Origin of the sequence: Enterobacter sp. DSM 30060 (assembly GCF_013375955.1) — a bacterium.
Classification (GTDB): domain Bacteria; phylum Pseudomonadota; class Gammaproteobacteria; order Enterobacterales; family Enterobacteriaceae; genus Enterobacter; species Enterobacter intestinihominis.
In genome coordinates, this window is record NZ_CP056118.1 from 2,994,369 (window position 1) to 3,020,626 (window position 26,258).

General features: G+C 60.8%; 22 protein-coding genes and 1 pseudogene. 16 read left to right on the top strand and 7 right to left on the bottom strand.

Annotation, left to right across the window (positions count from 1 at the left end; all coding sequences use genetic code 11):
* Nucleotides 1-588, bottom strand: coding sequence for a transcriptional regulator BetI (gene betI / locus HWQ15_RS14190; RefSeq protein ID WP_003858827.1), 588 nt, complete (start codon nucleotides 586-588; stop codon nucleotides 1-3).
* A gap of 128 nt (nucleotides 589-716) precedes the next feature.
* Between betI and betT the strand changes: the two genes are divergently transcribed.
* From betT to HWQ15_RS14225, 7 genes and pseudogenes are all read left to right on the top strand, one after another.
* Complete coding sequence (gene betT, locus HWQ15_RS14195) at nucleotides 717-2,750, top strand: choline BCCT transporter BetT (protein WP_063149200.1); 2,034 nt, start codon at nucleotides 717-719, stop codon at nucleotides 2,748-2,750.
* Nucleotides 2,751-2,888: 138 nt separating this feature from the next.
* Nucleotides 2,889-3,275, top strand: a pseudogene (locus HWQ15_RS14200) (type II toxin-antitoxin system RelE/ParE family toxin).
* 2 nt (nucleotides 3,276-3,277) lie between these two features.
* Nucleotides 3,278-3,562, top strand: a complete 285-nt coding sequence (gene nadS / locus HWQ15_RS14205; RefSeq protein ID WP_003858821.1) for a NadS family protein — start codon at nucleotides 3,278-3,280, stop codon at nucleotides 3,560-3,562.
* A gap of 211 nt (nucleotides 3,563-3,773) precedes the next feature.
* Nucleotides 3,774-4,685, top strand: a complete 912-nt coding sequence (gene sitA / locus HWQ15_RS14210) for an iron/manganese ABC transporter substrate-binding protein SitA (protein ID WP_032624705.1) — start codon at nucleotides 3,774-3,776, stop codon at nucleotides 4,683-4,685.
* Nucleotides 4,686-4,687: 2 nt separating this feature from the next.
* Nucleotides 4,688-5,494 (top strand): iron/manganese ABC transporter ATP-binding protein SitB, encoded by an 807-nt coding sequence (sitB, locus tag HWQ15_RS14215; RefSeq protein WP_063149201.1) that lies wholly within the window; start codon nucleotides 4,688-4,690, stop codon nucleotides 5,492-5,494.
* Nucleotides 5,491-6,339 (top strand): iron/manganese ABC transporter permease subunit SitC, encoded by an 849-nt coding sequence (gene sitC / locus HWQ15_RS14220; RefSeq protein ID WP_022647369.1) that lies wholly within the window; start codon nucleotides 5,491-5,493, stop codon nucleotides 6,337-6,339. The genes sitB and sitC overlap by 4 nt, the downstream gene beginning before the upstream one ends.
* Entirely contained in the window at nucleotides 6,336-7,175 is an 840-nt protein-coding gene (locus tag HWQ15_RS14225) for a metal ABC transporter permease (protein ID WP_022647370.1), read from the top strand. The genes sitC and HWQ15_RS14225 overlap by 4 nt, the downstream gene beginning before the upstream one ends.
* On the opposite strand, the gene entD is transcribed toward HWQ15_RS14225, so the two are convergent.
* Nucleotides 7,111-7,800: an enterobactin synthase subunit EntD gene (entD, locus tag HWQ15_RS14230; protein ID WP_063149202.1), complete on the bottom strand. Its 690-nt coding sequence runs from the start codon at nucleotides 7,798-7,800 to the stop codon at nucleotides 7,111-7,113. The genes HWQ15_RS14225 and entD overlap by 65 nt on opposite strands.
* Before the next feature lie 519 nt (nucleotides 7,801-8,319).
* The gene (locus tag HWQ15_RS14235) at nucleotides 8,320-10,560 is read right to left on the bottom strand and encodes a TonB-dependent siderophore receptor (RefSeq protein WP_023299551.1); all 2,241 of its coding nucleotides are present in this window, start codon (nucleotides 10,558-10,560) and stop codon (nucleotides 8,320-8,322) included.
* A 146-nt stretch (nucleotides 10,561-10,706) separates the two neighbouring features.
* Here HWQ15_RS14235 and fes point away from each other — a divergent pair, with 146 nt between their 5' ends.
* Genes fes through entF form a run of 3 tightly spaced genes read left to right on the top strand, consistent with a single transcriptional unit; the run spans nucleotide 10,707 to nucleotide 15,983 of the window.
* Nucleotides 10,707-11,906 carry an enterochelin esterase gene (fes, locus tag HWQ15_RS14240; protein ID WP_032670401.1) on the top strand — a complete coding sequence of 400 codons (1,200 nt, stop codon included), beginning with the start codon at nucleotides 10,707-10,709 and terminating at the stop codon, nucleotides 11,904-11,906.
* 10 nt (nucleotides 11,907-11,916) lie between these two features.
* Nucleotides 11,917-12,129, top strand: coding sequence for an MbtH family NRPS accessory protein (locus tag HWQ15_RS14245; protein ID WP_032624700.1), 213 nt, complete (start codon nucleotides 11,917-11,919; stop codon nucleotides 12,127-12,129).
* Nucleotides 12,126-15,983 (top strand): enterobactin non-ribosomal peptide synthetase EntF, encoded by a 3,858-nt coding sequence (gene entF, locus HWQ15_RS14250; protein WP_063149471.1) that lies wholly within the window; start codon nucleotides 12,126-12,128, stop codon nucleotides 15,981-15,983. Before HWQ15_RS14245 ends, entF begins: the two co-directional genes overlap by 4 nt.
* Before the next feature lie 88 nt (nucleotides 15,984-16,071).
* Here the strand turns inward: entF and fepC are convergent, their stop codons facing one another.
* From fepC to fepD, 3 genes are read right to left on the bottom strand one after another with little or no spacing between them, the layout of a single operon-like run.
* A complete protein-coding gene (fepC, locus tag HWQ15_RS14255; protein ID WP_023299555.1) occupies nucleotides 16,072-16,872 on the bottom strand; it encodes an iron-enterobactin ABC transporter ATP-binding protein in 801 nt (266 codons plus the stop codon).
* The gene (gene fepG, locus HWQ15_RS14260; protein ID WP_074143601.1) at nucleotides 16,869-17,858 is read right to left on the bottom strand and encodes an iron-enterobactin ABC transporter permease; all 990 of its coding nucleotides are present in this window, start codon (nucleotides 17,856-17,858) and stop codon (nucleotides 16,869-16,871) included. Before fepG ends, fepC begins: the two co-directional genes overlap by 4 nt.
* Entirely contained in the window at nucleotides 17,858-18,862 is a 1,005-nt protein-coding gene (gene fepD, locus HWQ15_RS14265; protein WP_022647378.1) for a Fe(3+)-siderophore ABC transporter permease, read from the bottom strand. Before fepD ends, fepG begins: the two co-directional genes overlap by 1 nt.
* A 108-nt stretch (nucleotides 18,863-18,970) precedes the next feature.
* Here fepD and entS point away from each other — a divergent pair, with 108 nt between their 5' ends.
* Nucleotides 18,971-20,197: an enterobactin transporter EntS gene (gene entS, locus HWQ15_RS14270; RefSeq protein ID WP_058677448.1), complete on the top strand. Its 1,227-nt coding sequence runs from the start codon at nucleotides 18,971-18,973 to the stop codon at nucleotides 20,195-20,197.
* A 77-nt stretch (nucleotides 20,198-20,274) separates the two neighbouring features.
* On the opposite strand, the gene fepB is transcribed toward entS, so the two are convergent.
* Nucleotides 20,275-21,234, bottom strand: coding sequence for a Fe2+-enterobactin ABC transporter substrate-binding protein (gene fepB, locus HWQ15_RS14275; protein ID WP_063149473.1), 960 nt, complete (start codon nucleotides 21,232-21,234; stop codon nucleotides 20,275-20,277).
* Between the two features lie 188 nt (nucleotides 21,235-21,422).
* Between fepB and entC the strand changes: the two genes are divergently transcribed.
* From entC to entH, 5 genes are read left to right on the top strand one after another with little or no spacing between them, the layout of a single operon-like run.
* The gene (gene entC, locus HWQ15_RS14280) at nucleotides 21,423-22,598 is read left to right on the top strand and encodes an isochorismate synthase EntC (protein ID WP_022647381.1); all 1,176 of its coding nucleotides are present in this window, start codon (nucleotides 21,423-21,425) and stop codon (nucleotides 22,596-22,598) included.
* A 9-nt stretch (nucleotides 22,599-22,607) separates the two neighbouring features.
* Nucleotides 22,608-24,218: a (2,3-dihydroxybenzoyl)adenylate synthase EntE gene (gene entE, locus HWQ15_RS14285; protein ID WP_045622252.1), complete on the top strand. Its 1,611-nt coding sequence runs from the start codon at nucleotides 22,608-22,610 to the stop codon at nucleotides 24,216-24,218.
* 10 nt (nucleotides 24,219-24,228) lie between these two features.
* Entirely contained in the window at nucleotides 24,229-25,083 is an 855-nt protein-coding gene (locus HWQ15_RS14290; RefSeq protein ID WP_022647383.1) for an isochorismatase, read from the top strand.
* Complete coding sequence (entA, locus tag HWQ15_RS14295) at nucleotides 25,083-25,835, top strand: 2,3-dihydro-2,3-dihydroxybenzoate dehydrogenase EntA (protein WP_063149474.1); 753 nt, start codon at nucleotides 25,083-25,085, stop codon at nucleotides 25,833-25,835. Before HWQ15_RS14290 ends, entA begins: the two co-directional genes overlap by 1 nt.
* Nucleotides 25,835-26,248 (top strand): proofreading thioesterase EntH, encoded by a 414-nt coding sequence (entH, locus tag HWQ15_RS14300; RefSeq protein ID WP_022647384.1) that lies wholly within the window; start codon nucleotides 25,835-25,837, stop codon nucleotides 26,246-26,248. The genes entA and entH overlap by 1 nt, the downstream gene beginning before the upstream one ends.
* Nucleotides 26,249-26,258 lie beyond the last annotated feature (10 nt).

Sequence of the window (26,258 nt, forward strand, 5' to 3'; positions counted from 1 at the left end):
TTAGTCGGTCGGTAAATGCTGGCTGATAAAGTGGCTGGTAAGCGACTGGGCCAGGGTTTTATCCAGCGGTTTGCCGCTGAGCGCGGCGCGCAGCCACAGCCCGTCAATCAGTGCGGCGAGCCCGTAGCCCGCCTCTTCAGCCTGTTCACGCGGCAGTTCGCGGCGGAATTCGTACACCAGATTTGAGAGCAACCGGCGGCTGCTGACCTGCTGCAAACGATAGAGCATCGGCTGATGCATGCTGCTGGCCCAGAAGGCCAGCCAGGCCTTCATCGCCGCGCCGCTGACCTGGGTTTCATCAAAATTGCCGCCGACAATCGCCTGCAAACGCTGCTCTGCACTGCCGTCCGGCAGGGCGCGTAAACGGCTTAATACCGCATCGCGTAACTGACCGGTGATGTCGCGCATGGTTGCTTCCAGCAGACCGTTTTTATCTTTGAAATAGTGGCTGATGATGCCCGTGGACACGCCCGCCCGACGGGCGATTTGCGCGATGGTTGCGTCATGCATTCCCACTTCATTAATTGCTTCCAGCGTGGCATCGATGAGCTGCCTGCGCCGGATCGGCTGCATCCCCACTTTGGGCATTTTTGCCACTCCATTCATCAGCGTTGGTAATCTATTAAAGCGGTTTTTGATTGGACGTTCAATATAAAATGTGTCTTAATTGTTGCGATTTTGGATTTTAATAGTTACAAAAACAGTGGGGATACTGGATGACAGACCTTTCACAAGACAGAGAAAAAGACAAAATCAACCCGGTCGTTTTTTTTACGTCCGCCGGGCTGATTTTGTTGTTTTCCCTGACGACTATCTTCTTTCGTGATTTTTCTGCCGAGTGGATTGGGCACACCCTGAACTGGGTGTCGAAGACCTTCGGCTGGTACTACCTTCTGGCGGCGACGCTCTATATCGTCTTCGTCGTCTGCATTGCCTGCTCGCGCTTCGGTTCGGTGAAGCTTGGGCCAGAGCAGTCCAAGCCCGAGTTCAGCCTGCTGAGTTGGGCCGCGATGCTGTTTGCCGCGGGCATTGGCATCGACCTGATGTTCTTCTCCGTGGCGGAACCGGTCACGCAATATATGCAGCCGCCGGAAGGGGCAGGGCAGACGATGGAGGCCGCGCGTCAGGCGATGGTCTGGACGCTGTTCCACTACGGCCTGACGGGCTGGTCAATGTATGCCCTGATGGGCATGGCGCTCGGATACTTTAGCTATCGTTATAATTTGCCCCTAACCATCCGCTCCGCGCTGTACCCGATTTTCGGGAAAAAGATCAACGGCCCGATTGGCCACAGCGTCGATATCGCGGCGGTGATCGGCACCATCTTCGGCATCGCCACCACGCTCGGGATTGGCGTAGTGCAGCTTAACTACGGGCTGAGCGTGCTGTTTGACATCCCGGATTCGATGGCGGCGAAGGCGGCGCTAATTGCGCTGTCGGTGATCATCGCTACCATCTCGGTGACCTCCGGCGTGGATAAAGGTATTCGCGTGCTCTCCGAGCTGAACGTCGCGCTGGCGCTGGGGCTGATCCTGTTCGTGCTGTTTATGGGCGACACCTCGTTCCTGCTCAACGCCCTAGTGCTCAACGTAGGTGATTACGTGAACCGCTTTATGGGCATGACGCTGAACAGCTTCGCCTTTGACCGCCCGGTGGAGTGGATGAACAACTGGACGCTCTTCTTCTGGGCGTGGTGGGTGGCCTGGTCGCCGTTTGTCGGCCTGTTCCTGGCGCGAATTTCGCGTGGGCGCACCATCCGTCAGTTCGTGATGGGCACGCTGATCATCCCGTTCACCTTCACCCTGCTGTGGCTGTCGATTTTCGGCAACAGCGCGCTGCACGAAATTATCCACGGCAATGCGACCTTCGCGCAGGAAGCGATGGTGCACCCGGAGCGCGGCTTCTACAGCCTGCTGGCGCAGTACCCGGCGTTTACCTTTAGCGCGTCCGTAGCAACCATTACCGGCCTGTTGTTCTACGTCACCTCGGCGGACTCCGGCGCGCTGGTGCTGGGGAACTTCACTTCGAAGCTTAAAGACATCAACAGCGATGCGCCGAACTGGCTGCGCATCTTCTGGTCCGTCGCCATCGGCCTGCTGACGCTCGGGATGCTGATGACCAACGGCATTTCGGCGCTGCAGAACACCACGGTGATCATGGGTCTGCCGTTCAGCTTCGTGATCTTCTTCGTGATGGCCGGGCTGTATAAATCGCTCAAGGTGGAAGACTACCGCCGCGTCAGCGCCAGCCGCGACACCGCGCCGCGGCCGATGGGCGCGCAGGACAGGTTGAGCTGGAAGAAACGCCTGTCGCGCCTGATGAACTACCCGGGCACGCGCTACACCAGCCAGATGATGGAGACGGTCTGCTTCCCGGCGATGGAAGAGGTGGCGCAGGAGCTGAAGCTGCGTGGCGCCTACGTGGAGCTGAAAAACCTGCCACCTGAAGAGGGCGAAACCCTGGGGCACCTGGATCTGCTGGTGCACATGGGCGACGAGCAGAACTTTGTTTATCAGATCTGGCCGCAGCAGTATTCGGTGCCAGGGTTCACCTACCGGGCGCGCAGCGGGAAATCGACCTACTACCGGCTGGAGACCTTCCTGCTGGAAGGGAGCCAGGGGAATGATTTGATGGATTACAGCAAGGAGCAGGTAATTACGGATATTCTGGACCAGTATGAACGGCACCTGAACTTTATCCATCTCCACAGGGAAGCGCCGGGGAATAGCGTGATGTTCCCGGATGTCTAAACGGATTCTTAAAATACCTTCAGACTGTATATAAATACAGTTATTTGGCGCAGCATTACTCAAGGAAGAGTAACCATGCAGCAAGAGCCTGATGCTGAAGCATTCGGGCTTTTGCTGCGTTTAGGGAAGGAACTATGGATGAGTCATGCGATAGAGTTTATCGAAACATCACTCTTTACCCGACAGATTAAAAGCATTGCTACGGATGATGAATTAAAGGATCTGCAAAAGGAACTTATTGCCTGGCCTGATAAAGGTGACCTGATCCAGCAGACGAGGGGTTAACGTAAAATAAGGATGGCGGCAGGCTCAAAGGGAAAGAGAGGGGGGATCAGAGTGATTTACTTTCTTGCCACAGAGGAGGTGATCTATTTCATTATGGCCTATCCAAAATGCATAAAGGACAGCCTGACAGAGACAGAGAAAGCAGAACTTAAAAAGCTGACTTCCATTCTGAAAAATACTGCTTCCAGTGCCGTAAATTTGAGATGTACTATGTACCCTAATCAGGCAGGTGGAGGCTGATAATGAGTATTTTTAATGAATTAAAATCTTCGCTTGAAGAGGCCGTTGAGATCCATAACGGAAGAAAAGCCGCTTCCCGGGTAACCCGCTATGAAGTTGCTGATGTGCGCGCCATCAGAGAGCAGCTCAATATCACGCAAAGCGAAATGGCGAAGGCGCTTGGCACGAGCGTCGATACGATAAAGAGCTGGGAGTCTAAACGTCGCAACCCAACCGGGCTGGCGGCGAAGGTACTTAATGTGATTCGGGAGAATCCTGCATTTTATAAGGCACTTGCCGGGCAGTGAGTCGCCCTTATGCCGGGTGGCGCTGCGCTTACCCGGCCTACAAAACTCCAAAACTGCTTTACAGTAGGCCTGATAAGCGAAGCGCCATCAGGCTCTCCCTCCGTTGACATAACTTTAATGATAACTATTTTCATTTAAATATAGCCTGTGCTATACCTTATAGCACGGGCTAATTTTGCTTTTAATTTAATCACCTCAGGAGACTTCTGCGATGCATCCACGGCAAGGATTGAAGCGTCTGTTGCTCGGCGCGCTGCTTATGACCGCGACCACAACCGGCGCGCTGGCGGCTGAAAAGTTCCAGGTCATCACCACTTTTACCGTTATCGCTGATATGGCGAAAAACGTAGCGGGGGATGCCGCAGAGGTCACCTCCATCACCAAACCGGGCGCGGAAATTCACGAATACCAGCCCACCCCGGGTGATATCAAACGCGCGCAGAAGGCGCAGCTGATCCTGGCGAACGGCATGAATCTGGAGCTGTGGTTCCAGCGCTTTTATCAGCATCTGAACGGCGTGCCTGAGGTGATTGTTACCAAAGGCATCACCCCGATGGGCATCAGCGAAGGGCCCTATAACGGCAAGCCCAACCCGCATGCGTGGATGTCGCCGGACAACGCCCTGATTTACGTCGATAACATCCGCGACGCGCTGGTGAAGTACGATCCGGCCAACGCGCAGACCTATCAGCGTAACGCCGACGCCTACAAGCAGAAGATTACCGCTACCCTTGAACCGCTGCGCAAGCAGGTCACGGCGATCCCGGAAGACAAGCGATGGATGGTGACCAGCGAAGGGGCGTTCTCCTATCTGGCGCGGGATTTGGGCCTGAAAGAACTGTACCTGTGGCCGATCAACGCCGATCAGCAGGGCACGCCGCAGCAGGTGCGCAAGGTTATCGATCTGGTGAAAAAACATCACATTCCGGCGGTGTTCAGCGAAAGCACCGTCTCGGATAAGCCCGCTCGTCAGGTGGCGCGGGAAACCGGCGCCCATTACGGCGGCGTGCTGTACGTTGACTCCCTGAGTGCAGAAAACGGCCCGGTGCCGACCTATATCGATCTGCTGAACGTCACCACCCGCACGCTGGTGCAGGGCATCCGCGACGGGATGAAGGAGTAACCATGCAGAAGGGGATTGTTGTAACCGACGTGACCGTGACCTACCGCAACGGCCACACGGCGCTGCGCGACGCGTCGTTCAGCGTGCCGGGCGGATCGATTGCCGCCCTGGTGGGGGTGAACGGATCCGGCAAGTCCACGCTGTTTAAGGCGGTGATGGGCTTTGTGCGGGCGGCGAGCGGCACTATCTCCATTCACGGGCTTCCGCCTCACCGGGCGCTGCGCCAGAACCTGGTCGCCTACGTGCCGCAGTCGGAAGAGGTCGACTGGTCATTTCCGGTGCTGGTCGAGGACGTGGTGATGATGGGCCGCTACGGGCATATGGGGTTTCTGCGTCGGCCTAAAGAGCGCGACAGGCAGATTGTAACCGACGCCCTGAAGCGCGTGGATATGCTTGAGCTGCGCCATCGGCAGATTGGCGAGCTCTCCGGCGGCCAAAAGAAGCGCGTGTTTCTGGCGCGGGCGATTGCCCAGCAGGGCGAGGTGATCCTGCTCGACGAGCCGTTTACCGGCGTGGACGTCAAAACCGAAGCCAGGATCATCAGCCTGCTGCGGGAGCTGCGCGACGAGGGTAAAACCATGCTGGTTTCGACCCACAATCTGGGCTCGGTCACGGAATTCTGCGATTACACGGTGATGGTCAAAGGCACCGTGCTGGCGAGCGGCCCGACGGATATCACTTTTACCGCTGAGAATCTTGAGCGCGCCTTTAGCGGCGTGCTGCGCCACGTGGTGCTCAGCGGCTCGGAAGATCGCATTATTACCGACGACGAACGCCCCTTCGTCACGCACCGACAGGAGGCCAAATGAACGCGCTTCTCGAACCCTTCGGCTACGAGTACATGCTCAACGCGATGTGGGTCTCGGCGATGGTGGGCGGGCTGTGCGCGTTTCTCTCCTGCTATCTGATGCTCAAAGGCTGGTCGCTGATCGGCGATGCGCTGTCGCACTCCATCGTGCCGGGCGTAGCGGGCGCTTACATGCTCGGACTGCCGTTCTCGCTGGGGGCGTTTTTATCGGGCGGGCTGGCGGCGGGCAGCATGCTGTTTCTCAACCAGCGCAGCCGCCTGAAGGAGGACGCCATTATCGGGCTGATCTTCTCCTCGTTTTTCGGGCTGGGGCTGTTTATGGTCTCACTCAACCCGACCTCGGTGAACATTCAGACCATCGTCCTCGGCAATATTCTCGCCATCGCCCCGGAAGATATCGTCCAGCTGGCGATTATCGGCGTGGTGTCGATAGTTATCCTGCTGTTCAAATGGAAAGATCTGATGGTGACCTTTTTTGATGAGAACCACGCCCGCGCCATCGGCCTGCGCCCGGAACGTCTGAAAATTCTCTTCTTTACGCTACTGGCGGTCTCTACCGTGGCGGCGCTGCAAACCGTCGGCGCATTTCTGGTGATCTGTCTGGTGGTTACGCCCGGTGCGACCGCCTGGCTGCTGACCGATCGCTTCCCGCGCCTGCTGATGATTGCCGTCGCCATTGGCAGCATCACCAGCTTCCTCGGCGCGTGGGCCAGCTATTACCTGGACGGCGCCACCGGCGGCATTATCGTGGTCGCCCAGACGCTGCTGTTCCTGCTGGCGTTCGTCTTTGCGCCGAAGCATGGGCTGCTTGCCAGCCGCCGTCGGGCGCGGGAGGCACATCCATGATGACGCTGATCCTCGAACCGTTCCAGTTTGCGTTTATGAACAACGCGCTGCTGATTTCACTCCTGGTGGCCGTGCCCTGCGCGCTGCTGTCGGTTTTTCTGGTGCTGAAAGGCTGGGCGCTGATGGGCGACGCCATGAGCCACGCGGTGTTTCCCGGCGTCGTGCTGGCCTGGATGATGGGCCTGCCGCTGGCGCTGGGCGCATTCGTGGCCGGTCTGTTCTGCGCGGTCGCCACCGGATACCTGAAGGATAACAGCCGAATCAAGCAAGATACGGTTATGGGGATCGTCTTTTCCGGCATGTTCGGCGCCGGGCTGATCCTCTATATCGCCGTCAAACCTGAGGTGCATCTCGACCACATTCTGTTCGGCGATATGCTGGGCATTAACGGGATGGACATTTTGCAAAGCGGTCTCGTCGCGGGGTTGATTGCGCTGGTGATTGGCCTGAAGTGGCGCGATTTTCTGCTGTTCTGCTTTGACTATCAGCAGGCGCAGGCGAGCGGCCTGCGCACCCGCTGGCTGCACTACGGCTTACTATGCATGGTTTCGCTGACCATCGTGGCGACGCTGAAAGCGGTGGGTATAATTCTGTCGATTTCGCTGCTGATTGCCCCCGGCGCGGTGGCGGTGCTGATCACCCGACGCTTTCACATGGCGCTGCTGGTGGCGGTCGCCGTTTCAGCGCTGGTGTCGGTAAGCGGCGTGTATGCCTCGTTTTATCTCGACAGCGCGCCCGCGCCGACCATTGTGGTCCTGTTCGCGATGGTGTTTATCGTGACGTTTGTGGTGACCAGCGTGAAGGCACGTCGGCAGGAGCGTGTGACAGCAGGGTGATGACCTGTTCGCCGTGCTGCTGCCAGTGAAGGGTGAAGGCAGTGCCTTCCTCAAAGCCTGCAAGTTGACGGGTCAATGCCAGCGTAAGCGTCCTGTCGTCGAGCAGGGTAATGCGGGCGCTGTCAAAACCCATCCAGGCCTGCACCTGCGGAAAGAGGGCCTTGAACAGGCTCTCTTTGGCGCTGAACGCCAGCGTCAGGGCGAGGGCGAACGGGTATCCCGAGCGGGAAAGCACAGGTTCTTCCTGCATATCAATAATGCCGTCTTTGATTTCCCAGGCTTCGTTTTCGGAAAGGATCGTTTCACAATCGATGCCGATAAGCGCCGGGTATTGCGTGACGACGGCCATCGCCTGCGTGCCGCTGTGGGTGATGCTGCCGGAAATACCTTGCGGCCAGAGCGGTTCGCCGCTGGGGCCGATGCCGGGGATTACGCGCTCGTTTAGCGCATGCGCCGCGGCGATGCGGCCTGCCAGGTGGTCGGATTTGCGCTTGCGTCCGGCGTCAGCCAGCTGTGCGTGATGGGGGAGCCAGAGGAGATCGGCGTCGGTGAAGGTGGTGGGGTCGAAAGTGATGCGGTGAAGGGTGTGGCCGGCGAGAGAAAATGTGCTGTGGGTTGTGTGCATGGTTTTCCCTTCAGTATTGTGCGGCCTGATGCCCTCACCCCGGCCCTCTCCCAAAGGGCTGAGGGTTCCCCACAAATTAATGCGAGCACTGAGCAATCCCCTCGCCCCTCCGGGGAGAGGGTTAGGGTGAGGGGAATATACGGCGGTGGTGGTCATTCCGTTCACTTTATGTTCCTTGCTACTCTGTAACGACATGACCGGTGAACGTGCCAGGGTGGCTCAGTCGCCACCACCCTGGCGACCCGGGCTCCCGGCGGTAAATCGCCGCTTCGCGGTGCCCTCGGCTCATTCCTTCCGGCTTATCGGGTACGGGCGGAGGCAACGTCCCTGTAAAGCCGCCCTCTCGGCGCATCCCTGCGCCTCGCCCCGGCCGGAAGGCAAACGCCTCAGCGATTTACAGCCGGACCAGGGCATCGCTGACAGCCCTCAGTCATTTAGAAAGCAACTTTATTGCTTCTGCATAAAAAAATTACTGGGGATCCCTCAGCCCATAGGGAGAGGGGGAAGTCACTACCTGTATCAGAACCTCGTATTCACGCTCATGTACCAGGTGCGACCCGGCTCATTATACGTATACGCACCCGCACCGTACATATACGCACCCGTCGTGGTATTACCCGTGGTCTGGGCGTTACCGGCGCGCCACTGGCGCTTGTCGAAGACGTTGTCCACGCCGCCGGTCAGGCTGACGTTTTTCGTCACGTCCCAGGTCGCGCTCAGGCCAACGATGCTGTACGGGCTGACTTCGTCTTTCTCAGACCCGGTCACCGGCTGACCTTTGTAGTTGTACTTCTTCGGCTGCTGCTTGCCGTACCAGGTGAAGGTCGACTGCAATGAGACATCCTGACGTACCTGCCAGCTCAGGGTAGAGTTCAGCGTATACTCCGGGATGATCGACAGACGATCGCCGGTCTCCTTGTTCTTGCTTTGCAGCATGTAAGTGATGTTGTTGGTCCAGTTGATGGTATCGCTGACCGGCACGTTCAGGGAGCCTTCCAGACCTTCCACTACCGCCTTCGGTACGTTTTCCCACTGGTAGATATCGGTGGTGACTTTGCCGGTGGACGTCTGGCCAATCGGCGCGTAGCCCGCTTCAATCTTGTTGCGATAGTCGTTGCGGAACCAGGTCACGCCCGCCAGCCAGCCGTCGCGTTTCCACTCCAGGCCAATCTCTTTGTTGATGCTGGTTTCCGCTTTCAGATCGTCGTTACCCATCATGTAGCAGCCCACGCCGTCGGAGCTGGCGTAGCAGCCCTGGCCTTTACTGTACAGCAGGTAGTTCGGGTTGGTCTGATACAGGCTTGGCGCTTTATAGGCGCGCGCGATGCCCATCTTCAGGGTGAAGTCATCCCCCAGACCTTGCGACAGGTTCAGGGACGGGCTCCAGTTATTGCCGACAATAGTGTGGTGATCGAAGCGCAGGGCAGGGGTCAGCATGGTGCTGTCGGTCAGCTCCATGTTGTTTTCGGCGAACAGGGAGAAGATCTCCGCTGACGTGTAGGGGCTACGGTCTTCGCTCATGCCCGGGATGGTGCCGCCCTGCTGGGTTTGCGTGAAGGAGGTCGAGTCCTTCATGCGCTGCTGGTTCCACTCGGTGCCGAGCGTCAGGTTCTGGTTCACAATGAAATCAATCGGCAGGTTGATTTCGCTGTGCAGCATCACGTCGGACAGATCGGTGTCGGTGAATTTATTGCTGTTGAACAGACCTTCAGTACCGCCCGCCAGTCCTTCACCCAGACGGGAGTTGCGGGTGTGCTCGTACTGCGCCCAGTTGCTGGTGGTAATGCCGTTATCCCAGCCGCCGTTCCAGGTCACGGCGAAGTTCTGGCGATAAATACGGTTCGTCTCTTTACCGTAGTTCTTCTTCACCAGCGCGTTGTCGTTGTTGGTGTTCTGCGTGTCGCCCGCATACAGGTTGTTCTGGCGGCTGTAGCCCGCTTCAAACTCCAGCGACTGCATCGGTGCGAAGTCCCAGCGCACCACGCCGTTGATGTCTTTGTTTTCCACACCTTCACGGCCTGCGGGCAGGGTGTTGGCGTAGGCACCGGTACGTTCAGACTGGTGACCCTGGTTGATGTCCCACGCATCGGCCTGGGTTTTGTCCAGGTTACCAAACATGCGGAAGCTGAAGTCGCCGCCCAGCGGGCCGCTCAGGCTGAAGTTGGTGCGTTTAGTCGAACCTTCGTCCTTATGTTCTGGCGCGTTCAGATAGGTGTTCCAGGAGCCGTGCCACTGGTCGTCGAATTTTTTGGTGATGATGTTCACCACGCCGCCCGCCGCGCCGTTACCGTAGCGTGCAGCGGCCGGGCCACGGATCACTTCGATGCGCTCGATCATCTCTGGCGGTACCCAGCCGGTATCGCCGCGGGTGTCACGCTCGCCGCGCCAGCCCAGACGGATGGAGTTGCGGCTGGTGACCGGCTTGCCGTCAATCAGAATCAGGGTGTTTTCCGGGCCCATGCCGCGAATGTCAATCTGGCGGTTGTTCCCGCGCTGGCCGCTGGTGGAGTTGCCGGTCAGGTTAACGCCCGGCATGGTGCGGATGATTTCCGCCACGTCGCGCGCGGGCGGGTTTTTGCGGATCTCATCGGCGGTGATGGTCGACACGCCCGGCGCCTGCAAATTCTGCTCGGCGGCGGTGATCACCATGGTGTCTTCGTGCTGCGCGGAGGCGGTGTTGTCGTCTGCCATGGCGGGCAGCGCGACACCATAAATCCCTAAATTGACCAGCAAGGCCAGAGAGTGAATCTTCTTATTCATTGTACGTCCCGCTTTTATGGTTATTTAATGAGCGCGCTTCCCACAGCGCGGGCATTACGCTATTGCAAATGCAAATAGTTATCAATAATATTATCAATAAAATTTGCTCTGAAACAAAAAAGACTGTTAAACATGGGGTTATAAGGGTGACGGCGTTAACAACCGGAAGTGAAGCGTGGTGGCAGGCGAAAGACGGGCCGGAACGGGAACGTCATCAGGAAAACTATCGCGTGACATTCTGGTGGCGGGACCCGGCGGGAACGCAGAAAACGTCGACGGTTAAACGCGTCTGGCTCTACGTCACCGGTGTGACCGATCACCATCAAAATGCCCGTCCGCAGTCCCTTGAACGTATCCCGGATACCGACGTCTGGCAGTGGCAGGGCGAGTTCAGCCCGGAATGGCGCGGCAGCTACTGTTTTATCCCCTCCGACAATGAAAACGATTTTGCCAGCGCAGTGTTTGAAGGCGATCAGCCGGACCGCATGGCGCTGCGCGAAGGCTGGCGCAAACTATTGCCGCACGCGGTGTCCGACCCGCTGAATGCCCAGAGCTGGCGCGGCGGGCGCGGGCACGCCGTCTCGGCGCTGGAGATGCCGGAGGCGCCCGTACAGCCCGGCTGGAACCATCCCGATACCCCTTACAAAAAGCCTGTCTGCATTGAGTGGCACAGCGCGCGTCTGAAGAACCGTCGCCGCGTGTGGATTTTTACCACCGGGGATGAAAGCCCCGAGCGCCCGCTGGCGGTGCTGCTCGACGGGCAGTTCTGGGCCGAAAGCATGCCCGTCTGGCCTGCGCTGGCGTCGCTCACCCATGAAGGCAAACTGCCGCCTGCGGTCTATGTCTTAATCGACGTGATTGACACCGCACACCGCAGCCGCGAGCTGCCGTGTAACCCTGATTTCTGGCTGGCGGTGCAGGACGAACTTCTCCCGCAGGTGAAAAGCATGGCCCCGTTCAGCGACCGCGCCGACCATACCGTGGTGGCGGGTCAGAGCTTCGGCGGGCTCTCTTCCCTCTATGCGGGCCTCAACTGGCCGCAGCGTTTTGGCTGCATCCTCAGCCAGTCCGGATCCTACTGGTGGCCGCACCGCGGCGCGCAGCAGGACGGGCTGCTCATCGAACAACTCAAAGCGGGTGACAAAACCGCTCGCGGGCTGCGCATCGTCCTTGAGGCCGGGCGCAACGAGCCGCTTATCTTACGCGCAAACCAGGCGATCCTCGCCGAACTACACACTCAGCAACCGGTTTTCTGGCGTCAGGTTGACGGCGGACACGATGCGCTTTGCTGGCGCGGTGGGCTGACACAGGGGCTGATGACCCTCTGGCAGCCGCTTATTCAATAACGGAGTCTGTATGGAATTCAGCAATCCTTTCGATAATCCGCAGGGACAGTTCGCCATTTTGCAAAATGACCAGGGGCAGTACAGCCTGTGGCCGCAGGAGTGCGAGTTGCCCGCGGGCTGGCGCGTGGTGTGCGAACCGCAATCTCAGGAGGCGTGCCAGCAGTGGCTGGCGGAACAGTGGCAGACGCTTGAGCCGTCTTACTTTGCGGGGGAGCGCGCATGAACCGTCTCCCTCTTGTCGCCGCCCAGCCGGGGATCTGGATGGCAGAGCAGCTTTCCTCCCTGCCAAACGCCTGGAGCGTGGCGCACTACACCGAACTGAAAGGCGCTATCGACGCGCCGTTGCTGGCAAAAGCCATCGCTGAAGGCATGATGCAGGCCGACACCCTGCGGATGCGTTTCACTGAGGATAACGGCGAGGTGTGGCAGTGGGTCGATGAGGCCATGATCCTGCCGGAGCCGTCCATTGTGCGCGTTAACTCCCACGACGCCGCCGTGGCGCTGATGGAGGCCGATCTCAACCAGAACCTGCGCGTCGACAGCGGTCAGCCGCTGGCGTTTCACCAGCTGATTCAGGTGGGAGAAAACCACTGGTACTGGTATCAGCGGTATCATCATCTGGTGGTAGATGGCTTCAGTTTCCCGGCCATTACCCGTCATATCGCCGCCATTTACGCTGCGTGGCAGAAAGGTGAACCTGCGCCCGCCTCCCCGTTTACTCCGTTCGCCGAGGTGGTGGAGGAGTATCAGCGCTATCGCGACAGCGAGGCGTATCAGCGCGACGGTGCTTTCTGGGCCGAACAGCGCCAACAGCTTCCTTCTCCGGTCTCGCTCTCTTCCGCACCCCTGCCGGGACGCGCCGCCACCACCGACATCCTGCGCCTGAAAATGGCGATGGACGGCCGTGCGTTCAGCCAGCTTGCACAGGCGGCCGGACAAACGCAGCGAACCGATCTGGCGCTTGCGCTGGTGGCGCTGTGGCTGGGTCGCCTGACCGGACGGCTGGACTACGCCGCCGGGTTTATCTTTATGCGCCGCATGGGCTCCGCCGCGCTGACCGCGACCGGACCGGTGCTCAACGTCCTGCCGCTGGCGGTGAATATTCGCCCGCACGAGAGCTTGCCAGCGCTGGCGCTGCGCCTGGCGAACCAGCTGAAAAAGATGCGCCGCCATCAGCGCTACGATGCCGAGCAGATCGTGCGCGACAGCGGGCAGGCCGCAGGGGACGAACCCTTGTTTGGTCCGGTGCTGAACGTCAAGGTGTTCGATTATCAGCTGGATATCGACGGCGTGGAGGCCATTACCCACACGCTGGCGACCGGCCCGGTGAACGATCTGGAGCTGGCGCTGTTCCCGGACGAGCAGGGCGGACTAAGCATTGAGATCCTCGCCAACAGGCAGCGTTACGACGAGGCGACGCTGAAGGGGCACGCGGCGCGGCTGAACGCAATGCTGACGCAGTTTGCCGCCAACCCGGACCTGCGTTGTGGCGACGTGGAAACCGTATCAGAGCAGGAATACGCGCGGCTGGCGCGAATCAACGATACCGGGCTGGCGCTGCCGTCCACCACGCTGGCGGACCTTGTCGCGGAGCAGGCGAGCAAAACGCCGGACGCCCCGGCGCTGGCGGATGCCCATACTGAGCTGAACTACCGCCAGATGCGCGAGCAGGTGGTCGCGCTGGCAAATCTGCTGCGCGCGCGCGGCGTGAAGCCGGGCGACAGCGTGGCGGTGGCGCTCCCGCGCTCGGTGTTCCTGACCCTGGCGCTGCACGGGATTGTTGAAGCTGGCGCCGCCTGGCTGCCGCTGGATACCGGTTACCCGGACGACCGTCTGCGGATGATGCTGGAGGACGCGAAGCCGTCGCTGCTCATTACCACCGACGAGCAGCTTCCGCGCTTTAACGATCTGCCGATCGCCACCTTTAGTTACAACACACTATTACCGGCCACCGATGCTGAACCTCTGCGCCTGGCGAAGCCGGAGCAGACCGCGTACATCATCTTTACCTCCGGTTCGACGGGACGACCAAAAGGCGTGATGGTCGGCCATACCGCCATCGTTAACCGCCTGAAGTGGATGCAGGATCATTATCCACTGGCGGCGCATGACGTGGTGGCGCAGAAAACGCCGTGCAGCTTTGACGTGTCGGTGTGGGAGTTCTGGTGGCCGTTTATCGCCGGGGCGAAGCTGGTGATGGCCGAGCCGGACGCGCACCGCGATCCGCAGGCGATGCAGAGCTTCTTCGCACAATATGGCGTAACCACCACCCACTTCGTGCCGTCGATGCTGGCGGCGTTCGTCGCCTCGCTGACGCCGGAAAACGTCGACTGTTGCAGGACGCTGAAGCAGGTGTTCTGTAGCGGCGAGGCGTTGCCGACTGCGCTGTGCCGCGAGTGGGAACAGCTCACCCATGCGCCGCTGCACAACCTCTATGGCCCGACCGAAGCGGCGGTGGACGTCAGCTGGTATCCGGCGTACGGCCCCGAGCTGGCGGCGGTGGAAGGGAACAGCGTGCCGATCGGCTTCCCGGTGTGGAATACGGGGCTGCGCATTCTGGACGCGATGATGCGCCCGGTGCCGTTCGGCGTGGCGGGGGATCTGTATCTCACCGGCATCCAGCTGGCGCAGGGGTATCTGGGACGCCCCGACCTTTCCGCCAGCCGCTTTATCGCCGATCCGTTTGCCCCCGGCGAGCGGATGTACCGCACCGGGGACGTTGCTCGCTGGCTGGACAACGGCGCGGTAGAATATCTGGGCCGCAGCGATGACCAGTTAAAAATTCGCGGTCAGCGCATTGAGCTGGGCGAAATCGACCGGGCCATGCTTGCGCTGCCGGATGTGGCCCAGGCCGTGGCGCACGCCTGCGTGTTCAACCTGGCAACTGCCACGGGTGGCGATGCCCGCCAGCTGGTGGGGTACGTTGTCTCCGAATCCGGCTTACCGCTGGATCGCGACGCGCTGCTAGCATCACTCAAAGCCCAGCTGCCGCCACATATGGTGCCGGTGGTGCTGCTGCAAATCAGCGCGCTGCCGTTAAGCGCCAACGGCAAGCTGGATCGCAAGGCGTTGCCGCTGCCGGAGCTGACCAGCAAAACCTCTGGTCGCGCGCCTGAGACACAAACCGAAGTCGCCGTGGCGCAGGCGTTTTCTGCCCTGCTGGGCTGCGCAGTGAACGATATCGAATCCGATTTCTTTGCCCTCGGCGGCCACTCGCTGCTGGCGATGCGCCTCGCGGCTCAGCTCAGCCGTGCGTTCAGCCGTAAGGTCACGCCGGGCCAGATTATGGTCGCCTCGACGGTGAGTAAGCTTAGCGCCCTGCTGGACTCGCAGATGAGCGACGAGCAGGCGCAGCGTCTGGGGTATGAAACTGTTCTCCCGCTGCGTGAAAGCAACGGCCCGACGCTGTTCTGCTTCCATCCGGCATCCGGCTTTGCCTGGCAGTTTAGCGTCCTGGCGCGCTACCTCAGCCCGCGCTGGTCAATCGTCGGCATTCAGTCTCCCCGGCCTGAGGGGCCGATGGAGCAGTGTGCGGATCTCGATGCGGTGATCGAACATCATCTGAACACGTTGCGTAAGCAACAGCCTCAGGGGCCGTATTATCTGTTCGGCTATTCCCTCGGCGGCACGCTGGCGCAGGGCATTGCGGCGCGTCTGCGCGAGCAGGGTGAAAACGTAGCGTTCCTCGGCCTGCTGGATACCTGGCCGCCGGAAACCCAGAACTGGGCGGAGAAAGAGGCCAATGGCCTCGATCCTGAGGTGCTGGCGGAAATTGAGCGCGAGCGTCAGGCGTTTATCGCCGCCCAGCAGGGGCAAGGTTCCAGCGAGCTGTTTAACGCTATTGAAGGCAACTACGCCGATGCGGTGCGGCTGCTCACCACCGCGCATAGTTCACGGTTCGACGGCAAAGCGACGCTGTTTGTCGCCGAACGCACGCGAACCATGGATCCGCAGGCCGCATGGGCGCCGTGGGTGAGTGCGCTGGAGGTGTACAGCCAGGACTGCGCCCACGTGGATATTATTTCACCGCAGGCGTTTGAAAAGATTGGGCCGGTACTGAAGGAAATTTTAGGATAGTGCAAATGCCCCTCACCCTAACCCTCTCCCACGGGGAGAGGGGATGGTTTGCTCCCTCTCCCTGTGGGAGAGGGCCGGGGTGAGGGCATCAGACCGCACGCTTGCCCAACGGCACCACCAGCGGCGTACCCGCCACCGGGTCGTCAATAATCATGCAGCGCATGCCGTAGATCCGCGCGATCAGATCCGGCGTCACAATCTCCTTCGGCGCGCCCTGCGCCACAATCTCGCCGTCGCGCAGCGCAATCAGATGCGTCGCGTAGCGGCACGCCTGATTTAAGTCGTGCAGCACTGCCGCCAGGGTGTACCCCTGCGTGCGGTTCAGTTCGCTCAGCAGCTCCAGCAAATCAATCTGATGGCTGATATCGAGCCAGGTTGTCGGCTCGTCCAGCAGCATAATCGAGGTTTCCTGCGCCAGTACCATTGCAATCCAGGCGCGCTGGCGCTGTCCGCCGGAGAGAGTATCGACGCTTTGCTGGGCCAGATTGGTGATGCCCGTAGCCTGCATCGCGCGCTTCACCGCCTCGTCGTCCTCCTTGCGCCAGCGGGTAAACAGCGGCTGGTGCGGGTAGCGCCCGCGGGAGACCAGCTCCTGCACGGTAATATCCCCCGGCGTGGTGGCGTTTTGCGCCAGCAGACCAATTCGGCGCGCCACCTCTTTGCTGGCGAAGCGCTGGATCTGCTCCCCGTCGAGGAACACGCTACCCTCAACCGGCGACATCAGGCGGCTCAGCGTGCGCAGCAGGGTCGATTTGCCGCAACCGTTCGGGCCGATAATGGCGGTGAAGTGGCCGTCCGGAATGGACACGGATAAATCCCGGGCAATGATTTTTTTGCCGTAGCCGAGGGTCAAGTTTTCGCCGCGCAAGCGGAATGTTGAATCTGTCATTTCTTGCGTGACTCCTGAACGAGCAAGACGATGAGGTAAATCCCGCCGAGGCTGACGGTCACCACGCCCACCGGCAGTTGATAAGGCATAAACAGCTGCTGAGCGCAGAGATCGGCGGCCAGCAGTAACAATGCGCCGCACAGCGCCGCCTGGGTTAATCCCCAGCGCGCGGTACCGCTAAGACGCCGCGCGATATGCGGGGCCACGAGGGCAATAAACGAGATCGGCCCGGCGATGGCGGTAGACGCTGCGGTCAGCAAGACCGCCACCAGCATCAGCATCAGGCGCGAGCGCTCTACGCGCACGCCCAGCGCGCAGGCGCTGTCGTCGCCCATCTCCAGCAGCCGCATGCGCCTGACCAGCAGCAACGCGCCAATAAACATCAGCAAAATCAGCGGCGCGGCGGGCCAGGTTTTTCCCCACGTCAGACCGTTGAGGGAGCCGGCGTACCACAGCCCGGCGGAGAGCGCGGTTTCCAGCGATGCCTGTAGCAGAAGCCAGGTGTTGAACGCCATCAGCATCGCACGGATGCCGATCCCGATGATGATCAGACGGAAGGTGTCGATGCCGTTGCGCCAGGCCAGGGCCCAGATAAGCAGGGAGGTGAGAATGCCGCCCGCCATCGCCGTAAAGGTAATGGCCGTAAGATGCTGCCCGAACAGCACCATCGCCACCAGCACGCCGCTCCACGCGCCGGTATTCAGGCCCATCACGTCCGGGCTCCCGAGGGGGTTACGCATCAGCGACTGGAATATCGCGCCGCTGACGCCAAGCGCCGCGCCCACCAGGATCGCCATCGCCACGCGCGGCAATCGCCATTCGGTGACCACCATGGTGATGTTACGCGGCGCGCTGCCGCTGAGAGCGTGAAAGACCTGCGCGAAATCAAGCGTTACGGCACCGCTTTGCAGGCTCCAGACCGCCAGCAGCAGACTGGCGACGACCAGCAGGGCGACGCAGGTAAGTAAACGACGGGACGGGGCCATCATGCGCCACCCCCGCGTCTGCGTCGAACCAGGAAGATCAGCACCGGCGCGCCGATAAAGGCGCTGACCACCGAGACGCGCAGTTCACCCGGCACCAGCAGGCGGCCCAGTACGTCAGCAAAGAGCAGCAGGGCAGGGGTCGCCAGCAGCGTGACCGGCAGCGACCAGCGGTGATCCGCCCCCACCAACCAGCGCGCCATGTGCGGCATCATCAGGCCGATAAAGGCAATCGGCCCGACCACGGCGGTCGCGCTGCCGCAGAGCACGGTAATGGCGAGTAGCCCCGTCAGCTGCGTGCGCGCCACACGGTTGCCGAGGGCGGTCGCGGTATCGCTGCCGAGGCTCAGGCTGTTCAGCGCCCGGCTTAAACAGAGCGCCACGGCGGCAGCGACGATCGTCGGGATCACCACCACCTTTAAGGTTTCAAGGGTACGAATATCCAGCGAACCCGCCTGCCAGAAGCGCAGCTGGTCATACACGTCCGGGTTGAGCAGGGCGATGCCGTTGGACAAGCCTTCCAGCACCGCCGCGAGCGCTACGCCCGCCAGCGTTAAGCGTACCGGGCTGAGCTGGCCGCCGCCCTGGCTGCCGGTAAACGCCACCACCAGCGAGGCCGCCAGCGCGCCGCAAAAAGCCATCATCAGCTGTTCAGAGGGGGACGTAAATCCAAACAGCGCTGCGCCGAGCACGATGGCAAAGCTGGCGCCGGAGTTAACGCCGAGAATGCCGGGGTCCGCCAGCGGGTTGCGGGTGAGGGTTTGCATCAGGGCACCGGCAAGGCCGAGCGCACCGCCAGCCAGCAATCCGGCAAGGGTGCGGGGCAGGCGAGCGTCGAGCACGATGGTGCAGTCGGCGCTCTGACAGGTACCGGATAGCGCATCGACAATAACGGACGCGGGCAGCGGTTTTGCGCCGACCAGCAGGCTGAGTGCAATCGCAAGGATTAGCAGTAGCAATAAAACGGGCACGGCAAGGGCGCGCACCGCAGAAGAGGAAAACGACATAGCAACATCCATGATTTGATAATGATAGTGATTATCGTTATCTATCTTATTTGGCTATGTTAGCATGTGCGCCCATGGAATGGGTAGAAATAGACTCAAGGCTTTGTCATGAATCAAAAATCCTGGCTGCTTAACCTCAGCCTGCTCAAAACACACCCGGCGTATCGCGCCGTTTTTATCGCTCGCTTTATCTCCATTTTGTCCCTCGGTCTGCTTGGTGTGGCCGTACCGGTGCAAATCCAGACCATGACTCACTCCAGCTGGCTGGTGGGGTTATCCGTCACCTTAACCGGCGGGGCGATGTTTATCGGCCTGATGGTGGGCGGCGTGCTGGCGGACCGCTACGAGCGTAAAAAGCTGATCCTGCTGGCGCGCGGCACCTGCGGGGTGGGCTTTATCGGGCTGTGTCTGAACGCCATGCTGCCGGAGCCGTCGCTGGTGGCCATTTACGTGCTGGGATTGTGGGACGGCTTTTTTGCTTCGTTAGGCGTGACGGCGCTGCTGGCGGCCACGCCCGCGCTGGTCGGGCGCGAGAACCTGATGCAGGCGGGGGCGATCACCATGCTCACCGTACGTCTCGGCTCGGTGATTTCGCCGATGGTGGGCGGTCTGTTGCTGGCGACCGGCAACGTGGCGTGGAACTACGGCCTTGCCGCGGCGGGAACGTTTATTACCACCCTGACGCTACTGCGTCTGCCGCTCCTGCCACCCCCGCCGCAGCCGCGCGAGCATCCGCTGAAGTCCCTGATGGCCGCGATTCGTTTCCTGTTCAGCAACCCATTGATTGGCGGGATTGCGCTGCTCGGCGGCCTGCTGACGATGGCGAGCGCCGTGCGCGTGCTGTATCCGGCGCTGGCGGGTGAGTGGCAGATGAGCGCCTCAGAGATTGGCGTGCTGTACGCCGCCATTCCGCTCGGTGCGGCCTTCGGGGCGCTGACCAGCGGCAACCTGGCGCAGAGCGCGAGACCGGGGTTGATCATGCTGGTGGCGACGCTGGCCTCGTTTATCGCCATTGGTTTCTTTAGCCTGATGCCGGTGTGGGCGCTGGGGGTGATGTGTCTGGTGATTTTCGGCTGGCTGAGCGCGGTCAGCTCTCTTTTACAGTACACCCTGATCCAGACCCAGACGCCGGAAGGGATGCTCGGGCGCATTAACGGCCTGTGGACGGCGCAGAACGTCACGGGCGATGCGATTGGCGCGGCGATCCTCGGCGGGCTGGGGGCGATAATGACCCCGGTGGCGTCGGCGAGCAGCAGCGGGTTTGTGTTAGCCGTTGTTGGCGTGATTTTACTGGCGGTTCTGGTGGAGTTGCGTCGGTTCAGGCAAACCCTGTAGGTCGGGTAAGGCGTAGCCGCCACCCGACAAAACGCCCGGTGGCGCTGCGCTTACCGGGCCTACGGGGAACGTGCCACTTATTTAAAAATTGAATTCAAACGCTGCAACACCAACATCGCGCTGTAATAATCCAGGCGGAACGTCTCGGTTCCTAATGCCCAGACGCGCTTGTTCTTCACCGACGGCAGATGCGCCAGCAGCGGGTTGGCGTAAATCGCGTCCACGTCTTTCTGATCGCCGGCAAACACGAACAGCCCTTCGCCGTTCAGCCCCGTCGCCAGGTTTTCACCCCCTAACTGGATAATGTCGTGGCGTTTGCCCTGACTTTTTGAGGTGTGCAACCCGGCAGGCACGTCGGCCAGCGTAAAGCCCAACTGGTGCAAAAGCTTGCCCTGCGCGGAGTCTGTCGTCCACAGGTTCGCCGTGTGCGCCGCGGCGGTGTAGACGATGGCGTTCACCGGCTGTGGCGGCAGCTTCATCTGCTGTTTCACCTTGACGAGCTGTTTGTCGAAGGCAGCGATGCGCTCTGCGGCCTGTGTCTCCTGCCCGGTGATCGTCCCCAGTTGGGTCAGCAGTTCCTGCCAGCTTTTGTCGTCGTAGTTAATGATAAGCGTCGGCGCGATGGCGGAAAGCTGATCGTAGAGCGCCAGCGCGGAATCCCCGCCGGTGGCGCTGATCAAAATCAGGTCCGGCATCTGGGCCGCGACGGCTTCGGCGCTCGGCTCGCCGATGTACAGCCGGGCAACCTTACGCTGTTTGGCGATATCGCCCCACTGACGCAGGAAGCCCTGCGCATCCGCCACGCGGTTGTTTGGCGTGGTCGCGCCGCTGGCAATGACCGGCGCGTCAATGGCCAGCAGGGAGCCGGTTAAGGTCACGCTGGTGGAGACAATGCGCGTCGGTTTGCTCTCAAGCGTGTGAACGCCGCGGCTGTCGGTGACCTGGCGCGGCCAGTCGGCGGCGAGGGCTGAGGTTAGTCCTAAAACAAAAAGTCCTGTTAAAAGAAGGGCATTGCGGCAAACGGCAGCGATTTTCACAGAGCGGCATCCTGATTTTATTGAAGATAATGCTTCTCATTTTCAGGGCTGTAGGGAAGGGATGCAAGCGTTTGTCGCACAAGTTATTTGCCCGACGGTTGACAGCGGGGCGATGTGGGATTAGGTTAGCCGACGAAAATATAAATGATAATCATTATTGCTTCTTTTATCATTTTAAGGAGGATGATATGGACACGTCCCTGGCTGAGGAAGTTCAGCACACCGCGACAACGCTGCAATCAGACAGCTTTTTCTTTATGTCGCCTTACCGCAGTTTTACCACGTCCGGCTGTTTTGCCCGTTTTTCTGAACCCGCCGTCGGCGGTGACGATCCGGCGGGTCCCTTTCAGCAGAAATTAGCTCAGGCTTTCCAGAATGCGAAAAACAGCGGCATTGCCCATCCGGTGATGGTAGGGGCGATCCCCTTCGATACCCGCAAACCGTCATCGCTGTTTATTCCACAACGCTGGCAAACCTTCTCCCGCCCGGCGCGTCAGCAGTCCGCACGTTATGCCTCCGGCGCGCAGACGCTGAACGTGCAACAGCGCACCGAGATCCCGTCGCAGCCGGTTTTCGAGGAGATGGTTGCTCGCGCCGCGTCGCTCACCGCTACGCCGCAGGTGAATAAGGTGGTGCTGTCGCGCCTGATTGATATCGCTACCGACAAACAGATCGATAGCAGCGCGCTGATGGAGCGTCTTATCGCCCAGAACCCGGCGAGCTTTAACTTCCACGTACCGCTGGAAGACGGCGGCGTGCTGCTGGGCGCCAGCCCGGAACTGCTGCTGCGCAAAGAGGGCGCGCACTTTAGCTCGCTGCCGCTGGCAGGCTCTGCGCGCCGTCAGCCGGACGATGTGCTGGATCGCGAAGCGGGCACTAAGCTGCTGGCCTCCGAAAAAGACCGCCACGAGCACGATCTGGTCACGCAGGCAATGAAAACCATTCTGGAACCGCGTAGCCATCATCTGAGCATGCCAGCTTCCCCGCAGCTCATCACCACCCCGACGCTGTGGCATCTGGCCACGCCGGTAGAAGGTGAGGCACGTGAAAACGAGAACGCCCTGACGCTGGCCTGCCTGCTGCACCCGACGCCCGCGCTGAGCGGCTTCCCGCATCAGGCGGCAAAAGAGCTGATTGCCGAGCTGGAGCCGTTCGACCGCGAGCTGTTCGGCGGCATCGTCGGCTGGTGCGACAGCGAAGGTAACGGCGAGTGGGTGGTAACTATCCGCTGCGCGCGGCTTCATCAAAATACCGTTCGCCTGTTTGCCGGCGCGGGCATTGTGCCTGCCTCCTCCCCGGTCGGCGAGTGGCGCGAGACGGGCGTGAAGCTCTCCACCATGCTCAACGTGTTTGGTTTGCACTAAGGAATACTCATGACCATCCCTTTTACCCGCTGGCCTGAGGAGTTTGCCCGCCGCTACCGTGAAAAAGGCTACTGGCAGGATCTGCCGCTGACCCACATCCTGACGGACCATGCGGACAGCGATACGGTCGCGATAATTGACGGCGAACGCCGCATCACCTACCGCGCGTTTAATCAGGCGGTGACGAATCTGGCGTCCTCCCTTCAGGCGCAGGGGCTGCATCGCGGTGAGACCGCGCTGGTGCAGCTTGGCAACGTGGCCGAGTTCTACATCACCTTCTTCGCGCTACTGCAAATCGGCGTCGCGCCGGTCAACGCGCTCTTTAGCCATCAGCGCAGTGAACTCAACGCCTACGCGGAGCAGATCAAACCCGCCGTGCTGATTGCCGATCGCGACCACGCGCTGTTCTCGGGCGACGATTTTCTCAACACCTTTGTGGATGCGCATCGCTCGGTACGCGTTGTGCTGCTGCGTGGCGATAAGGGCGAACATGCGCTGGAGGCGGCGATTGCGCGCCCGGCGGACAATTTCATCCCGAACCCGACGCCCGCCGACGAAGTGGCGTTCTTCCAGCTCTCCGGCGGCAGCACCGGCACGCCGAAGCTGATCCCGCGCACGCATAACGATTACGACTACAGCATCCGTCGCAGCAACGAAATCTGCGGTATCACTGCGCACACCCGCTATCTGAACGCGCTTCCCGCGGCGCACAACTACGCCATGAGCTCGCCAGGATCGTTAGGCGTTTTCACGGCGGGTGGCTGCGTGGTGCTGGCGAACGATCCGAGCGCCACGCTCTGCTTCCCGCTGATTGAGCAGCATCAGATAAACGTCACCTCGCTGGTGCCGCCCGCGGTCAGCCTGTGGTTGCAGGCGATTGCCGACGGCGCGGGGAACGCCCAGCTGAAATCCCTCAGGCTGCTCCAGGTGGGCGGCGCACGCCTCTCCGCCACGCTTGCGGCGCGCATTCCGGCGGAAATTGGTTGCCAGCTTCAGCAGGTGTTTGGCATGGCGGAAGGGCTGGTGAACTATACCGCCCTCGACGATGCGCCGGAGCGCATCATCAATACCCAGGGCCGCCCGATGTGCCCGGACGATGAAGTGTGGGTGGCGGACGAGGACGGTAACCCGCTGCCGCGCGGGGAGGTCGGGCGTCTGATGACGCGCGGCCCTTACACCTTCCGCGGCTATTTCAACAGCCCGGACCACAACGCTAGCGCCTTCGATGCCAACGGCTTCTACTGCTCGGGCGATCTGATCGCCATCGATGAGCAGGGTTACATCACCGTGCAGGGGCGCGAGAAAGATCAGATCAACCGCGGTGGCGAGAAAATCGCCGCCGAAGAGATCGAAAACCTGCTGCTGCGCCACGACGCGGTGATCCACGCCGCGCTGGTGAGCATGGAGGACAGCCTGCTGGGCGAAAAAAGCTGCGCGTACCTGGTGGTGAAACAGCCGCTGCGCGCGGTGGAGGTGCGCCGCTTCCTGCGCGAGCAGGGCGTTGCCGAATTTAAGCTGCCGGACCGCGTGGAGAGCGTGGATGCGCTTCCGCTCACGCCGGTCGGCAAAGTTGATAAGAAACAGTTGCGCCTGTGGCTTGCTGAACGCGCCCGGGGCTGAGGAACAGAGAATGGCTATTCCAAAATTAACCGCATATGCGCTGCCAACCGCCGCCGAACTGCCGACCAGTAAAGTAAGCTGGGCGTTTGAGCCGGAGCGCGCCGCGCTGCTGATCCACGATATGCAGGAGTACTTCCTGAATTTCTGGGGCGAAAATAGCGACATGATGCAGCAGGTAGTGGCGAACATCGCTAAACTGCGCGCGTACTGCAAAGAGCACAATATTCCGGTGTACTACACCGCGCAGCCGAAAGATCAGAGCGATGAAGACCGCGCCCTGCTGAACGATATGTGGGGGCCGGGTCTGACTCGCTCACCGGAGCAGCAGCGCATCGTCGCTGAGCTGACCCCGGACGAAGCGGACACCGTGCTGGTGAAGTGGCGCTACAGCGCGTTTCACCGCTCCCCGCTGGAGCAGATGCTGAAAGAGACCGGCCGCAACCAGCTTTTGATCACCGGCGTGTACGCCCACATCGGCTGCATGACCACCGCCACCGACGCCTTTATGCGCGACATCAAACCGTTCTTTATCGCCGACGCGCTGGCGGATTTCACCCGCGACGAGCACCTGATGTCGCTGAAATACGTGGCCGGACGTTCGGGCCGCGTGGTGATGACCGACGAGCTGCTGCCGTCTGTTCCGGCAACGAAAGCCGCGCTGCGTGAGCTGATCCTGCCGCTGCTGGACGAGTCCGACGAGCCGATGGATGACGAAAACCTGATCGACTACGGTCTGGATTCAGTACGGATGATGGCGCTGGCCGCCCGCTGGCGCAAAGTGCACGGCGACATTGATTTCGTGATGCTGGCAAAAAATCCGACCCTCGATGCCTGGTGGGCGCTGCTCTCCCGCGAGGTGAAGTGATGGTTTTTGATTTTACCGGTAAAACCGTCTGGGTGACGGGCGCGGGTAAGGGCATTGGCTATGCGACCGCGCTGGCATTTGTGGAGGCCGGGGCGCAGGTGACCGGGTTCGATCTGGCTTTCCCTCACGGCGAATATCCGTTTGCCACCGAAACGCTGGACGTGGCGGATGCGGCGCAGGCGAGTGACGTCTGCGGGCGTTTGCTCAGCAGCCTTGAGCGGCTCGACGTGCTGGTTAACGCGGCGGGCGTTCTGCGTATGGGCGCGACGGATCAGCTTTCGCAGGAGGACTGGCAGCAGACCTTTGCGGTCAACGTCGGCGGCGCGTTCAACCTGTTCCAGCAGACGATGGGCCAGTTCCGTCGTCAGCAGGGCGGGGCGATTGTGACGGTGGCCTCTGACGCGGCGCACACGCCGCGCATCGGCATGAGCGCCTACGGCGCGTCGAAAGCGGCGCTGAAAAGCCTGGCGCTGACCGTCGGGCTGGAGCTGGCGGGCAGCGGCGTACGCTGCAACCTGGTGTCGCCGGGTTCTACGGATACCGACATGCAGCGCACGTTGTGGACCAGCGATGATGCGGAACAGCGGCGCATTCGCGGCTTCGGCGAGCAGTTCAAACTCGGCATTCCGCTCGGTAAAATTGCCCGTCCGCAGGAGATTGCCGCGACCGTGCTGTTCCTGGCATCCGATGCCGCCAGCCATATCACCTTGCAGGATATCGTGGTGGACGGCGGCTCCACGCTGGGGGCGTAATGATCTGGAAACGTCATTTATCCCTCGACGAACTGAATGCCACTAGCCAGAACACGATGGTGGAACACCTTGGCATCGTCTATACCCGCCTCGGGGACGATACGCTGGAAGCCGAGATGCCGGTGGATGCGCGCACCCACCAGCCGTTTGGCCTGCTGCACGGCGGTGCGTCGGCGGCGCTGGCGGAAACGCTGGGGTCGATGGCCGGTTTTCTGATGACCCGCGACGGGCAGAATGTGGTGGGCACGGAACTGAACGCTACGCACCACCGCGCGGTCTCTCACGGTAAGGTGCGCGGCGTATGTCAGCCGCTGCATCTGGGCCGCTCCAGTCAGAGTTGGGAGATTGTGGTGTTCGACGAGCAGGGGCGGCGGTGCTGTACGTGTCGGTTGAGTACGATGGTGCTGGGTTAGATTGTGCGGC